Source organism: Armatimonas sp. (assembly GCF_043760365.1).
Classification (GTDB): domain Bacteria; phylum Armatimonadota; class Armatimonadia; order Armatimonadales; family Armatimonadaceae; genus Armatimonas.
Window position 1 is genome coordinate 1 of record NZ_JAYUPA010000483.1, and the last position, 13,717, is coordinate 13,717.

The following is a 13,717-nucleotide window of genomic DNA, read 5'->3' on the forward strand; positions in this document are numbered from 1 at the left end:
TGGGAACGCTGCCGCCTTCCCAGGTGCGCGGATCGCCCCACGCCCCGCTCTGCGCCGCTGTGACACTGGGGCGCAGGGAGAAGTTGGGCATCCCATCAAAGAGCTTCGGTGCCTTCGGGTCAAATCTTTGGCCAGGCAGGTGCTGGGCGTGGGCCGCAATGCCCAGTGCACAACACATCAGTAAAAATGCGGTTCGGGTCATAGTTAAACCTCCAAGCAGACCCCCGCCTTTAGCCGTGTGACGAATCGGGAACCGCATAGAAAGTTTTGCGATTGATTCTGAAATTCTGTTTGCATTTTGTTTTCTTTTATGATACTCTTTCGGCAGTAGAGTTTTCGCTTTGTGGCTCGTCCCCACAATTGTCAGGAACTTACCTTTGGATCGTGCGTAGCTTGGTAGCTGCGCTAGACAGAAACCCGTCGCAGTCGGGTAAGGCAATCGCGGGGACTGCATCCTATGCGCGAGCTTCGGTTTATACAAAAATCTGTTCAAAGACGTGACGATATGGCTCTGCCCTGTCTTCTGCTCGTCAGAAGGGTCGGGGTCGAACACGGGGCAATGTAACTTGCCCTATAGACGGGATATCAGGCAAGCCTGGTGTTACTGTCAAAGCCCTCGGCTTTAGCCGAGGGATCAGTTACAAAACACCAAAAGCCCCGGCGCGGGTGCGCCGGGGCTTTCTTTTTTAGTTATTTATTGGAGCCGCAGGAGCCGCAGCCACCGGTGATCGTCCGGCCCTCAGCATCATCTTCGGCGGAGAAGCTGGAGCCACAGCCGCAGGTCTTCACCGCGTTGGGGTTCTCCACTTTGAAGCCGCCGCCCATGGGGGTAGTGACATAGTCCACCACAGCACCCACTAAGTAGCGGATGTCCATCGGGGCCAGAACAATCCCGACGCCACTATCTTCAAAGGTCTCATCGCCCTCGTCCACGGTCTCGTCGAGCGCCATGCCGTACTGGAGGCCGGAGCAGCCACCGCCACTCACGTAGACGCGCAGGCGGACACCCTCAGGGTTGCCCTGCTGCTCCAGAATATCTTTCACTTCCTGAATCGCTCGCTCGGTCAGAGAGAGGGGGCAGGCGCGGTCAGAGAGAATCTCCTGGTCTTTACCCGCTTCAAGTGTCAGTGCCATTTGTTTCGTGTCCTTTCCATGCGCGGTTCAAAGCCGCGTGGTCTTACGCAGTTACTTTATAGATTATATCGCGCCTGAGTTCCCGTCCGTAGCCCTCTGACGAAAATATCCTACCCAGGGGGGCAATTTTGGAAAAAAGGCGTTGACAAGCAGACGTGCGTGCCCTAAAATCCACTCAGTGGTTTTGAGTGGTAGGCAAGGGGTGGGCAAGTGGTAACTTCGGGGAGGGCATTTTAACGGTGGGGTTCCGAGGGGAACATTACCACGGCTTGGATGAGAAGGGACGTGTTATCATGCCCCTCAAGTTTCGTAACGCCCTCGGGAATTCCTTTGTTATTACCAAAGGAGTCGGTCCCTGCCTTTCCGTCTACAAAGAAGCAGACTTCGACAAGATAGAAACTGACCTCAACAAGCAGCCCAGCCTCGACCCGCATGTACTGCGCATGAAGCGCCTGCTCTGTGGCCCCGCCGTGGACACCGACACCGACAACCAGGGCCGGGTCGCGCTCCCCGGAAATCTGCGCCAGTGGGCCGGAATTGACACCGAGGTCGTGGTAGTAGGAATGGGCGAGAAGATCGAGATCTGGTCTCGTACCGGTTGGATTGCCCTCAATGAAAGCTTAGACGATGAGCTGATTGTCGGCTCCGCGCGGGAGACCGGGCTGGCGCGTGCGCTCACGGGCGACGCTTCCGTTCAGGAGGAGTTCGAGTGAGTGTCTACCACACGCCCGTTTTACTCGCGGAGCTTTTAGAGTGGCTGAACCCACAGCCCGGGAAGTTTTTTCTCGATGGCACTGCGGGCGGCGGCGGCCACACCCGGGCGTTCGCCGAGCGCGGTGCGCACGTGATCGCCGTGGATCAGGACCCCGAAGCGCTGGCCGAGTGTGAGAAGTCTTGTGTCGGGCTGCCGGTGACACTCTGGCGCGGAAACTTTGCACAGCTAGAGCTTGCTGCAACCGTGCCGTTGGATGCGATCCTGCTAGATCTTGGGGTCTCATCGCACCAGCTCGACACGCCCGAGCGGGGCTTCGCGCTACGCTACTGCGGACCGCTGGACATGCGCATGGACACAGACTCCGAGCGGGAGACCGCCGCCGAGCTGCTCAACCGCCTGCCCGAGAAAGAGATCGCGCGAATTTTATTTGAGTACGGTGAGGAGAGCCGCTCCCGGCGGATCGCCACTGAGATTGTCAAAGGTCGCCCCCTCCAGACCACCGACGATCTGGTGGCCTGTATCCGCCGCGCCATGCCCTTTCGGACGCGGCCCGGTGAGATCCATCCGGCGACGAAGACCTTTCAGGGCATCCGCATTGCCGTGAACGCGGAGCTCGGCGTGCTGGAGCAGGTGCTCCCTGCCGCGGTTCGCTGCTTGAAATCCGGCGGACGGCTCGCAGTGATCAGCTACCACTCCTTGGAAGATCGGCTGGTTAAAACCGCCTTCAATCAGCTCTCCGGCAAGCGTGAGAACTCCGATCTGCCCCACCCCGGCCCGGAGCCCCCGGTGGTGCTGGAAGTACTCACCAAAAAACCAATCACTCCAAGCGACGACGAGCTACGGCGCAACCCCCGCTCACGGAGTGCAAAGCTTCGTGTGGGCCAGAAAATCTAAGGAAGGAACGAAAAACAGTGGCAGTGCAACAAAGAGTGCGCGAGCGGCAAAAACGCCGTGTACAACAAAACCAGACAGTCGTCCGGGTGCCCACGTCGGCACCAGGCAGGCAGAACCCTCAGCACTGGCAGCAGCGCCGCCAGGAACTTCTGCGCCGTGAGCGTGCCATGGCTGCACTCTTTGGGGTGATCTCTCTGGCAGGAACGCTCGCGATGCTCTACGTAGCTGCCCAGGCCGCTGCAACCGATGAAGGCTACCGGCGCACGGATCTGCGCCGAGCGATTAAAGCACTCAATGAGGAAAATGTCGGGATTCAGCGTGAGATTCGTGGTCTGGAAAATGGCAATGCCATCGGCCAGCTCGCCGGGCAGCGCAACCTCGTACGTTCCCCAGAAGGCATCCACTACTTTGGAGAAAAACACTGAGATGGCTATTCCCACGCAGACAAAACGTCGCAGTCCTCGTGAGACTCCGGCGGAGTTCGAGCGCTGTACATCATCGCGACTGAATAAAGTGGCGCTGGTGCTCGCGGCTGCCCATGTCTTTCTGCTAGGCCGACTTGCCTTTATTCAGATCGGGCGCACGAAAGAGCTCACGGCGGAGTCACTCACGCGCTGGCGTGCCCCACGTACTGTCCCCCCCGTGCGCGGACTAATCTACGACCGAACGGGAGCACTTCTGGTTCAAAATGAGCCCGGCTTCGCGGTCGTGGTGGATCCCAACCGCTGGTTTGTCGGCAATAGCACTAACCCCAAAGCAAAAGACCTCCCCGAGGACCGTCGAGCGCATGCACTGCGTGTGCTGGGGCGCTTCTTCCCCGCCGAGAAGCTTGCCTGGATCAGCCAGCTAGACATGAGTCACCGCGAGCACAGCAAGCGCCTTCCCATGCGTGAGGTGATTCGCTGGGTTCCGGAAGCAACCATCGAGCAGCTCCGTCAGGTGACCGTGAACCTGGCCCCGCCGGTACCCACGTCTGTGAAAAAGCGAAAAGGGGCGCTGGCACTGCCTCAGGCCGAGCTCCCTGGTGTCAGCTACCCCGCCTCAACCCGGCGGCGCGCACTCAACGGGGAGCTTGCCGCGCACGTCCTAGGCTTCACCGAAGAGAGCGGTGAGCACGCCTGGCGCGGCGTGGAGCTAAGCCAACAGAACACGCTGAAAGGGCAGACGGGGAAAGTCAGCTATGCATTTGACCGGATGGGAGCGATTCCCGGCAGCGAAAATATCCGTCAAAAACTTATCCCCGGCTCCCATCTCTATCTCACCCTAGATGCGGAGCTCCAGCACGATGTCGAGCAGGCGCTCGGGACAGCGGTTAAGAAGCACGCGGCGGAGGCGGGTGTTGCCATTGTGCTGGATGTTCACAACGGCGATGTCCTGGCGATGGCGAGCGCCCCAAACTACAATATCAATACCGCACGCACGCCCGATCCCACTCACAAGCCCGACATCAAAACGCGCAATAACTGGGCCGTGCAAAGTATCTACGAGCCAGGATCCACCCTAAAGTCACTCACGCTGGCCGCTGCCCTTGAGGAACACGAAGTCACACTAAACAGCCTGTTCTACTGCAATGGCTCGCGAAAGATCGCCAGAGACACCATTCACTGTGCCGCTCACGGGGAGTTCCAGCACGGCCATGGCACCCAGAGCCTGATCGGGGTTCTAAGCCACTCCTGCAACCTAGCCACCGCCGAGTGTGGCGCACGGCTCGGCGATAAAAAACTCCACCAGTACCTGCAAGACTTTGGAATCGGGGAGAAGACAAAAGTGGGCCTGCCCAGTGAGTCCTCTGGAGCGCTCCACGACCCCCACCGCAAGCCCTGGAGCCAAATTTCACTGGCGAACGTGAGTTTTGGACAAGGCGTCTCCGTGACACCCCTCCAGCTCGCCGCTGCCTACACGGTCTTTGCCGATGGCCGGTTTCATGCCCCCCGCCTGATCCGCGCAGTGCGCGACGCCGAGACCAATGTCATCAAGGAGGCACCTATTCGGCCAACCCGGCGGGTTCTCTCTGAGGAAACAGCCGCTAAAGTGCGACAGATGCTCGGAAGCGCGGTTGAGGAGGGCACCGGGCAGCCTGCTCGGGTCAATGGTTACACGGCGGGTGGCAAGACAGGCACTGCACAGATGGCAAAGGACCGTCACCGTGGCTACAGCAAGCGCTTTGTAGCCTCGTTTGTGGGCCTAGTGCCGCTCAAAGACCCACAATTTGTGATCCTCACCATGATCCGTGACCCCAAGAAGGGAGACCACTTCGGCGGCTCCGTGGCGGGGCCGATCTTCAAGGAGATTGCCGAGCGTGCGCTGCTGCTACGACGTGTCCCCCGGGATAGCCCCCTCACTTCCAAAAATAAGAAGCAGGGCAAGGTCAGCACAGCGGAAGGCTAGAGAAAAAGTAAAGTTTAGATAAGATTGACATGACGACACTGACACAACTGGCGCACGCACTCACTCTCCCGGGCGCACAAAGACGTGGTGAGGCCACTCTCACAGCACTGGAGTACGACTCACGGGCAGTCGCACCCGGTGCGCTTTTTGTCGCCGTGGTCGGGGAGCGCTTCGATGCGCATGACTTCCTACCCGATGCCGTAGCACGCGGCGCGGCAGCGGTGGTGGTGGAGCGAGCCGATGCCGTCCCTGCGGGGCTGCCCTATCTCTTGGTGAAAAACTGCCGTAAGGCGCTCGCGCCGCTTGCCTGCGCCTTCTGGGACAACCCCACCCGGAAGCTCTGCCTCGCAGGGGTCACGGGAACCAATGGTAAGACCAGCACGATGCGGCTGATAGATGCTATCGCACGCGCCTCGGGCGAGGTCACGGGCTCGATTGGAACCCTTGGAGCCATGGTGGGCGATGTGGCTCTCCCCCACGACCGAACCACCCCTGAGTCCGCCGATCTCCAGCGCCTCTTTGCCCAGATGCTCACTGCTGGGGCAAGCTCCGCTGCAATGGAGGTGGCCTCGCACGCACTGATCATGGGCCGCACAGCAGGCTGCGTTTTTGATGTCGCCGTTTTTACCAATCTCACGCAGGACCATCTGGATTTCCATAAGACCATGGAGGCCTACGAAGCCGCCAAAGCACTGCTCTTTACGGAGTATCAGCCCCGTGTCGCCGTACTGAACACCGACGATGCCGCGGGTGCTCGCTACGCCAAAAGTACCACGGCACGCCAGACACTCACCTACTCACCGTCGGGCAAGACACCCGCCGATATGACGCCGCAAGACATTCAGCTCGCGGTGGACTCGCTAAAGTTCACCGCAAAAACCCCGATCGGTGACGTGCGGGTTCGGCTTGGCTTTGGTGGGACGTTTCAGATCGGCAACGTGCTGGCTGCTATTGGCTACGGCATCGCGCGGGGCTTCTCCTCAGAGACTATCGCCGCTGGGCTCGCCGCCTGCCCGCCCGTGCCGGGGCGTTTTCATCCCGTCCAAGCCGGACAAGACTTCGCGGTTCTGGTGGACTACGCCCATACCCCCGATGGCGTCGAGAATGTGCTCAAAGCCGCTCGGCCTCTAACGCCGGGCCGCCTTATCACCGTCTTTGGCTGCGGCGGCGACCGTGATAAAACCAAGCGCCCTCTTATGGGCCAGCTTGCAAAGACACTCTCGGATATCGCCATTGCCACAAGCGATAACCCACGCACCGAGAACCCAGAAAAGATTCTCGACGATGTGATTCACGGCGAGCCTGGTTTTTTGCGTGAAGCCGACCGGCGCAAGGCCATCGCCCTTGCTGTGGGTATGGCGAAAAAAGGCGACACCATTGTGATTGCAGGCAAGGGCCACGAAGACTACCAGATCATCGGACGTGAGAAGTTTCCTTTCTCCGACCAGGATGTGGCACGCGAGGAGATCGAAAAATGCCTTTCGCACTAACACTCCGCGAGGCGGCGGCGGCAATCGGAGCGGCTCCTCCATCAGAAGATTTACCTCTGACGAGCCTCTCCACCGACACACGCACGATCCAGCCGGGTGCGCTCTTCGTGGCGCTCAAGGGCGAGAACTTCGACGGCCATGACTACGTGGTGCAGGCCATCGGGGCGGGCGCCGTTGCGATTATCGCCGACTATAATGTCGCCGCGTTCGTCCCGGTTCTCGTGGCGAAGAACACCACGACGGCGCTGGGCGATCTGGCGCGGGTGGTGCGCCAGAAGTTCACCGGGCCGGTCATTGGGATCACCGGTAGTATCGGCAAGACAACCACAAAAGAGCTCACCGCAACCCTTTTAGAGACGATGTTCTCGGTGACGAAGTCTGGCGCGAACTTTAATAACGAGATCGGGGTGCCGCAGACGATCTTTGGCGCTTCTGAGACGTCTACGGCGTGGATTTTAGAGATGGGCATGCGCGGCAGCGGACAGATCGCGGAGCTGGCGAGAATCTCGCAGCCGACGGTGGGAATTATCACGGGTATCGGGCTCTCGCACATCGAGCTACTCGGGAGCCGCCAGGCAATTGCCAATGCCAAAACCGAACTCTTCGAGGCGCTGCCCAGCGATGGTATCTCGATCTTTCCGGCCACCGACGACTTCGCGCAGACACTGGAAACAAGAGCGCGTGGACGTGTGCTCAGGGTTGGCTTAGACACCAAGGCGGAGGTTCAGGCCACGGATATTAGCCGCCAGGAGAACGGCTGGCGCTTCACGGTACACTCGCCGTGGGGCACCCAAAAAGCGTTTTTGCCGTCTGCCGGGCGCTTCAATATTCAAAATGCACTACTGGGAATCGCAGCGGGCGGAGCGCTGAGCATTCCGCTCGACTCGCTTGCAAAGGCCCTCCTGCGCTTCGAGCCACCTGCAATGCGCCTGGAGACCCTCACGGCTACGTGCGGCGCGACCATTATCGCGGACTGCTACAATGCCGCGCCCGACTCCATGGTGGGTGCGCTCCAGACCCTCTCCGAGACACCGCTCAGCGGCACCGGCAAGCGCATCGCGGTGCTGGGTGAGATGAAGGAGCTGGGGCGCTTCGCCGAGGAGGCGCACCGCATGGTCGGGCGCGTCGCCGCCAAGCTCAAGCTCGATCTCCTGGTTCTGGTGGGGGAGCAGACCACGTTTCTCTCCGCCGCCGCCGTCGCCGAGGGCTTTGATCGCAACAATGTCTTTTACTTTGAGAAAACGCAGCAAGCCGCCGAGGCGATTGCCTTTATCGCGCAAGACGGCGATGTGATTCTCGCGAAAGGCTCGCGAGCGTTAGAGCTAGAGCGCGTTGTCAAAGCGCTTCAGCCGGACTGGACCGAAGGCAAACACGAATGAGCCTGCCGGGAATCCCCTTTCTCATCGCCTTTGTGCTGGTTCTGGCACTCGGGCCGCGCATTATTGCCAGGCTACGTGCCGCTAAGAAAGTCCAGCCGATTAGCGAAAACGCGCCAAAAGAGCACCTCGCTAAGCACGGAACCCCGACAATGGGCGGCCTACTGATTCTCCTGGCGACAGGCGTCGCCACTCTAGGCTGGTTGGTCTGGGAGCGCACCAGCGCCAGTGAGAGCGGCTCGGGGCTACTCACCCCAACGCGGCGCTGGCACCTGATCGCAACCTTGCTGGTCTTTCTGTGCGGCGGCATGATTGGTGTTCTCGATGATGTGGGCAAGGCGCGTAAAAAGCAAAATAAAGCGGGCCTCTCGGAGCGGGCGAAGCTGGGCCTGCAAGCGGCGGTCGCACTGGGCTTTGCGCTCTATCTCTACTTCGACAAGCACAACACGATGGTACTCGGGGTGAACTTGGGGTTTGCCTACTACGTGCTCGCGGCGCTCTGCATCATTGGCTTTGGCAATGCCGTGAACTTCACCGACGGGCTCGACGGGCTGGCAAGTGGCACGACCCTGATCGCGTCTGCGGCGCTGGGCTATGTTGCCTTTAACCTTAGCCCCGACCCTGAGATGGCCGTTTTCTACGGGGCTCTGGCCGGGGCGTGCGCGGGTTTTTTGTGCTTCAATGCCTACCCCGCGCGGGTGTTCATGGGCGACACCGGCTCGCTGGCACTGGGAATGGGCCTGGCGGCAGCGGCACTTGTTTCTCAGCAGGAGATTCTGCTCTTTGTGGTCGGTGCGCTCTATCTGGCTGAGATCGCCTCAATGATGCTCCAGCGCTATGTCTTTAAGTACCGGCGGATCAAGCACGGGCTGGAGTACGCGCAGAGCCACCGGGTCTTCAGGCGCGCCCCGCTCCACCACCACTTTGAGGAGCTGGGCTGGCACGAAGTGCAGGTGGTCGTGCGCTTCTGGATGATGGCACTGGCGGCGGCGCTGGTCGGGATTCTCTGTATCGGAGGAATGCGATGAGAGTTGCGGTTCTCGGTCTGGCGGCAACGGGCCTCGCGACGGCGCGCGCCCTGGTGGCGGAGGGTGCTGAGGTGGTGCTCTGTGATGCCAGGCCGGAGGAGCAGCTCTCTTTTGAGCGCGTGGCCGAGGCGCGGGCGCTTCCGGGTGTCACGCTCTGGCTGGGCACCACGGAGCTACCAGACAACCTGGTGCTAGTCGTCCCCTCGCCGGGTATCCCTCCCAACGCCCTGCCCCTGCTTGCTGCCCAAGCGCGCGGCATTGAAATCTCTAGCGAGATCGAGATCGCATACCGGCTGGCAAGCGCCCCTATTCTGGCGATCACGGGCACCAACGGCAAGACAACCACTGCCGCCATGCTCGGGGCGATCTGTCAGGCGGCGGGAAAGAATACCTATCTTGCGGGCAATATCGCCCAGGATCACGGCAAGCGCCTGCCCCTGATCGAGGCCGCCACCCAAGCCCCCAAAGACGCCGTGATTATCGCGGAGATCTCGTCGTTTCAGTTAGAGTGGGTGAGCTCGTTTCGTCCCCGGATCGCGGCATGGCTCAACCTTTCCCCGGACCACCTGGATCGCTACGCCACGATGTCTGAGTACGGACAGACCAAGGCGCGGATTTTTGCCGCACAGCAGCACAGCGACTTTGCGGTTGTCAATGCCGATGACCGCTATGTCCGTTGCCTGAGTGGCGGAAGCGGCAAGGGCATGCGCCTCCCGTTCCATGGGGAGGCTCCCGCCCTCGCCCCCGCGCTACATCTGTCTCCCGAGGAGCTCCTCGTTCCCGGGAAGCACAACCTCGCTAACGCCGTCGCTGCCTCCGCGATGGGGCTTGCCTTTGGCCTGAACCCCCTGAAAATTGCGGAGGGGCTGCGTGGCTTCCGTGGCGTGGCACATCGAATGGAGCTCGTCGGGGAGAAGCACGGCGTCCGCTTTATTAATAACTCCATGTGCACCAACCCCGCCGCTGTCGCCGCCTCGCTCTCGGCTCTCTCTGGAGGTGTGATTGCCATCGCCGGGGGACGGCACAAAGGCGGCGAGCTCCAGCCTATGGTAGAGGCGCTGGCCCACCATGCACGCCACGTCGTGCTGATCGGAGAGCACGGCCCTCTTTTAGGAGACGCACTCGCGGAAAATGGTTTTACGAGCACGCAACAAGCGCACTCACTGGCCGATGCGGTGCAGCGTGCGGCAGCGCAGGCTCGCCCCGGCGAGAGCGTGCTCCTGGTGCCTGGCTTTGCAAGCTTCGACATGTTCACAGGGTTTGAGCAGCGTGGTCAGGCTTTTCGGGATGCTGTAGGGGACTTACTATGAATGAGAATCAACGACGGCTCGCGCCAGACTGGTGGCTCTTTGTCATCATCTTGCTCCTGCTCATGTTTGGAATCGTGATGGTGTATGATTCGTCGTACTGTATCGCGCTGGCCTACGATGACTACAACAATGACCCCTTCTACTTCGCCCGTAAGCAGTTGACCTACGGCTTGATGGGTCTGGGCGGCTTACTGATCTGCTCACGGATTCCCTACTGGTGGTGGAAGCGTCTGGCCGTTCCTGGTCTACTGATCTCCATCGCCTTACTCCTTATCGTCTGGCGCAGTGGACACTCGTCGCTGGGTGCCCGGCGCTGGATTGGCTTTGGTCCGATTGTTATCCAGCCGTCTGAGCTTGCCAAGCTTGCCGTGGTTCTCTTTTTGTCCTGGGTATTAACGCAGAAACGGGCCTTGATCCAGACGGGCAGAGGCGTTTTTTGGCTCTCTGTGGCAGTCGGAATTCCGATTGTCCTGACGGAGCGCCAGCCCGACCTGGGCACCGCCGCAACGATTTTCGTCATCTACCTGATTATGCTCACGGCGGCAGGGGTCCAGCGGAAGCACCTTGCCATTCTCCTGGGAGTCAGTGCACTTCTTGCCGTGGGGACGCTCTACTTACCAAGCAAGAGCCACCCGGATGAGCCCAACTATCGGATGCGCCGAATGCTGACCTTTATCCACCCTGAGGCGGACAAAGAGAAAGATGGCTACCAGGTCTGGCGCGGGCTCGTGGCGCTGGGCAGTGGCGGCACCTCGGGGGTGGGGCTGGGCAATAGCCACGAGAAGCGCCCCGGCGGCCTGCCCGCACAGCGCACGGACTTTATCTTCGCCGTGGTCGGTGAGGAGTTCGGGCTCCTGGGAACCTCGCTCGTCTTGTTGGGATTTTTTGGGCTAGCCTGCCGTGGCCTGAGTATCGCGCTACGCACCAAGGACCCCTTCGGACGGTTTCTGGCGACGGGGCTGACGGTGATGGTTTCCGGGCAGGCGCTGATCAATATGGCGGTCGTGACCGCCTGCGCTCCCACAACCGGCATCCCATTGCCCCTGATTTCCTACGGTGGCTCGTCGCTCATCCCCACCCTCTGCGGCCTGGGGATTCTTCTGGGCATCTCGTGCCGTCCGTTCTTCCAGGAAAACCAGGGAAAGAAATCCCCCCTCAAAGAGCGCCACAGCGAGCGCTTTTTCCGAAAGGCCGGGATCAAATGAGTCCTGCCGATCAGAACGGCAGGACTGGAGAGCCTTCGGCTAGGAAGGGCGTCCCGCCCATGCCAAATCCTATGGCCGGAACGGCGCTGAATCCTATGGCCGGAACGGCCTTGGCAGCCGAAGGCTCTCCAGTCCCCCCGCTCCAACCGGGGGGAATTCCGCGTATTGGCTCGCCTACAGAGGTCCGTCCGCTCCCGGATGGGCCACTGCACTTTGTCGGTATCGGCGGCGCGGGCCAGAGCGCGATTGCGTACGTGCTCGCCCAGCGCGGACACGTCGTGCGCGGCTCGGATTCCGGCATCTCCACCACTGCAAAAGCTCGCCTGGAGTCCGTCGGCTGCGAAGTCTACACGCAGCACGCTGCCAAAAACGTAAAGCCAGACACTGCCGCCGTGATCGCCACGGACGCCGTCAATGAACAAAACCCCGAGATCGCCGAAGCCCTAAAACGTGGCCTGCCCGTCTTCCGCCGCCCCGAGGCCCTCGCCAGCTTAGTGAACTCCGCCCAAACGTCTATCTGCGTCGCTGGGACGCACGGAAAAACAACGACAACCGGCATGATCGCCAGCATCTTGATCCACGCGGGCCTCAATCCCACGGTTCTCATCGGCGGCGATCTGCCACTCATCAACGGCAACTCCCAAAACGGCGACCCTGATTTGGTCGTCGCCGAAGCCTGTGAAGCCTACGGCGGCCTCGATTGCCTCAGCCCCACGATTGCCGTCATCACCAACTGCGAACCCGATCACCTAGACTTCCACGGCACCGAAGAGAATTTCTACGCGGCGTTCATAAAATTTCTCAATCAAAAAAAAATCAACAGTTTAATAATGCACCTAAACGCATTCGAAATACTATCAGGGTACGGAATGTCCAAATTCATGACTGAAATGATAAGAAAACAAACAATAGAATCAATAATTTTTAACTCATATCCAATTAAAGTAATTGAAATTGAAAAACATCTAATTTTTTTACCAACAAAAGAAAATGTAGCAACATTTGGATATGTATCAATATATAAAAGCATGAGACCTTATACATATAAAAATACATTAAGATATAAAAATATCAGAAGGAATAAAAATGGGATTTCATTCCATGTAGAATACACAGGAACAATAAAACTCAGAGTATTCGGATTGCATAATATAGAAAATGCTTGTGCAGCGATAGGGGTTGCTTCATGCTTTGATATTAAGCGTAAAGCAATTCTTTCGGGCCTAGAATCTTTCGCAGGAACCGGGCGGCGGTTTGAGCGTCTGGGCGAGGTGGAGGGTATTGCTATTGTGGACGACTACGCGCACCATCCCACGGAGATTCGGGCGACGCTTCAAGCGGCTCGGCAGGCGTTTCCTGGTCGCCGGATTGTGGCGATCTACCAGCCGCACCTGCCGAGCCGCACGCGGGACTTTTTGGATGCCTTCGCCGAGGCATTAAGCTCTGCCGATGCGTGCTATCTCACGGATATCTATCTTGCGCGGGAGCCCGAGCAACCAGGACTGATCGAAGCGCTGGCGGAGAGGATACGGGGGGAGGAGGCCATCTCCCCTGGCTCGTTCCTCGCCGTCCCCTCTTCCCCTAGTGCTCCTTCGTCGCGGGAAGAGGGGCAGCGGAGTGAGGGGCGAACGGAGCGGGGAGATGATGCCTCTCTTCCCATGAGCTTGCGAACAAACAGGGGAAGAGAGGTGCCTGAGCCGTGCGAAGGCGGAGAGATGGCGATCACCCTCGTCAAAGACCGCCACGATCTCCCCCCTATCCTGCTCCGGGAACTAAAACCAGGCGATGTGGCTCTCTTTATGGGCGCGGGCAATATCCGCGAGCAGGCCGAAGAATTTTTGAAACAACATGGCAGATAAGTTAAAAATAGCAGTTTTGATGGGCGGACAGTCCGCCGAACGCGGCGTGTCGCTGGCAACGGGCACGCAGGTTTTGAATGCGCTGGACAGCGAGAAATACGCCATCTACGCAATTGACACGGCAACGGGCCTCGCGTCTCTGCCTCGCCGGGCGGGAGTTGAGGGGGAAGACACGGTGGTCACGGCGCTCACGCAGCTACCACAGCTTGAAAAAGCAGGGCGGCCCGATATTGTCTTTGTTGCACTGCACGGCCCCGGTGGTGAGGACGGAAGCGTCCAGGGTTTTTTAGAGACGCTGCGCATTCCCTACACCGGCAG

At 59.7% G+C, this 13,717-nt stretch carries 12 protein-coding genes and 1 pseudogene; 11 read left to right on the forward strand and 2 right to left on the reverse strand.

All coding sequences use genetic code 11. From position 1 onward, the window contains the following. Positions 1–202, reverse strand: a 202-nt coding sequence (locus tag ACH2EH_RS11240; RefSeq protein WP_395141691.1) for a hypothetical protein, incomplete at its 3' end; no start/stop codon positions are given. Positions 203–690: 488 nt separating this feature from the next. After that, positions 691–1,134: an iron-sulfur cluster insertion protein ErpA gene (gene erpA, locus ACH2EH_RS11245; protein WP_395093197.1), complete on the reverse strand. Its 444-nt coding sequence runs from the start codon at positions 1,132–1,134 to the stop codon at positions 691–693. A gap of 239 nt (positions 1,135–1,373) precedes the next feature. Here erpA and mraZ point away from each other — a divergent pair, with 239 nt between their 5' ends. From mraZ to ddl, 11 genes and pseudogenes are all read left to right on the forward strand, one after another. Next, a complete protein-coding gene (gene mraZ, locus ACH2EH_RS11250) occupies positions 1,374–1,847 on the forward strand; it encodes a division/cell wall cluster transcriptional repressor MraZ (protein WP_395141693.1) in 474 nt (157 codons plus the stop codon). Continuing rightward, positions 1,844–2,743 carry a 16S rRNA (cytosine(1402)-N(4))-methyltransferase RsmH gene (gene rsmH, locus ACH2EH_RS11255; RefSeq protein ID WP_395141695.1) on the forward strand — a complete coding sequence of 300 codons (900 nt, stop codon included), beginning with the start codon at positions 1,844–1,846 and terminating at the stop codon, positions 2,741–2,743. Before mraZ ends, rsmH begins: the two co-directional genes overlap by 4 nt. 23 nt (positions 2,744–2,766) lie before the next feature. Then, positions 2,767–3,168, forward strand: coding sequence for a hypothetical protein (locus ACH2EH_RS11260; protein ID WP_395141697.1), 402 nt, complete (start codon positions 2,767–2,769; stop codon positions 3,166–3,168). A 1-nt stretch (position 3,169) separates the two neighbouring features. Next, positions 3,170–5,131, forward strand: coding sequence for a peptidoglycan D,D-transpeptidase FtsI family protein (locus tag ACH2EH_RS11265; RefSeq protein WP_395141699.1), 1,962 nt, complete (start codon positions 3,170–3,172; stop codon positions 5,129–5,131). Between the two features lie 29 nt (positions 5,132–5,160). Next, positions 5,161–6,621, forward strand: a complete 1,461-nt coding sequence (locus ACH2EH_RS11270; RefSeq protein WP_395141701.1) for a UDP-N-acetylmuramoyl-L-alanyl-D-glutamate--2,6-diaminopimelate ligase — start codon at positions 5,161–5,163, stop codon at positions 6,619–6,621. Further along, positions 6,606–8,000, forward strand: a complete 1,395-nt coding sequence (gene murF / locus ACH2EH_RS11275) for a UDP-N-acetylmuramoyl-tripeptide--D-alanyl-D-alanine ligase (RefSeq protein WP_395141702.1) — start codon at positions 6,606–6,608, stop codon at positions 7,998–8,000. Before ACH2EH_RS11270 ends, murF begins: the two co-directional genes overlap by 16 nt. Next, positions 7,997–9,025, forward strand: coding sequence for a phospho-N-acetylmuramoyl-pentapeptide-transferase (gene mraY / locus ACH2EH_RS11280; RefSeq protein WP_395141704.1), 1,029 nt, complete (start codon positions 7,997–7,999; stop codon positions 9,023–9,025). The genes murF and mraY overlap by 4 nt, the downstream gene beginning before the upstream one ends. Next, the gene (murD, locus tag ACH2EH_RS11285) at positions 9,022–10,335 is read left to right on the forward strand and encodes a UDP-N-acetylmuramoyl-L-alanine--D-glutamate ligase (protein WP_395141706.1); all 1,314 of its coding nucleotides are present in this window, start codon (positions 9,022–9,024) and stop codon (positions 10,333–10,335) included. The genes mraY and murD overlap by 4 nt, the downstream gene beginning before the upstream one ends. Further along, positions 10,332–11,540 (forward strand): putative lipid II flippase FtsW, encoded by a 1,209-nt coding sequence (gene ftsW, locus ACH2EH_RS11290; RefSeq protein ID WP_395141708.1) that lies wholly within the window; start codon positions 10,332–10,334, stop codon positions 11,538–11,540. The genes murD and ftsW overlap by 4 nt, the downstream gene beginning before the upstream one ends. Before the next feature lie 95 nt (positions 11,541–11,635). Next, positions 11,636–13,399, forward strand: a complete 1,764-nt coding sequence (gene murC / locus ACH2EH_RS11295; RefSeq protein WP_395141710.1) for a UDP-N-acetylmuramate--L-alanine ligase — start codon at positions 11,636–11,638, stop codon at positions 13,397–13,399. Further along, positions 13,389–13,717: pseudogene (ddl, locus tag ACH2EH_RS11300) on the forward strand (D-alanine--D-alanine ligase); the annotation flags it as partial. The gene murC and the pseudogene ddl, both read left to right, overlap by 11 nt.

Bases quoted from the DNA above. Each gene is read 5' to 3' on its own strand.
- erpA (WP_395093197.1), bottom strand. From the start codon at position 1,134: ATGGCACTGACACTTGAAGCGGGTAAAGACCAGGAGATTCTCTCTGAC.
- ACH2EH_RS11265 (WP_395141699.1), top strand. From the start codon at position 3,170: ATGGCTATTCCCACGCAGACAAAACGTCGCAGTCCTCGTGAGACTCCG.
- ACH2EH_RS11270 (WP_395141701.1), top strand. From the start codon at position 5,161: ATGACGACACTGACACAACTGGCGCACGCACTCACTCTCCCGGGCGCA.
- murF (WP_395141702.1), top strand. From the start codon at position 6,606: ATGCCTTTCGCACTAACACTCCGCGAGGCGGCGGCGGCAATCGGAGCG.
- mraY (WP_395141704.1), top strand. From the start codon at position 7,997: ATGAGCCTGCCGGGAATCCCCTTTCTCATCGCCTTTGTGCTGGTTCTG.
- murD (WP_395141706.1), top strand. From the start codon at position 9,022: ATGAGAGTTGCGGTTCTCGGTCTGGCGGCAACGGGCCTCGCGACGGCG.
- ftsW (WP_395141708.1), top strand. From the start codon at position 10,332: ATGAATGAGAATCAACGACGGCTCGCGCCAGACTGGTGGCTCTTTGTC.
- murC (WP_395141710.1), top strand. From the start codon at position 11,636: ATGGCCGGAACGGCCTTGGCAGCCGAAGGCTCTCCAGTCCCCCCGCTC.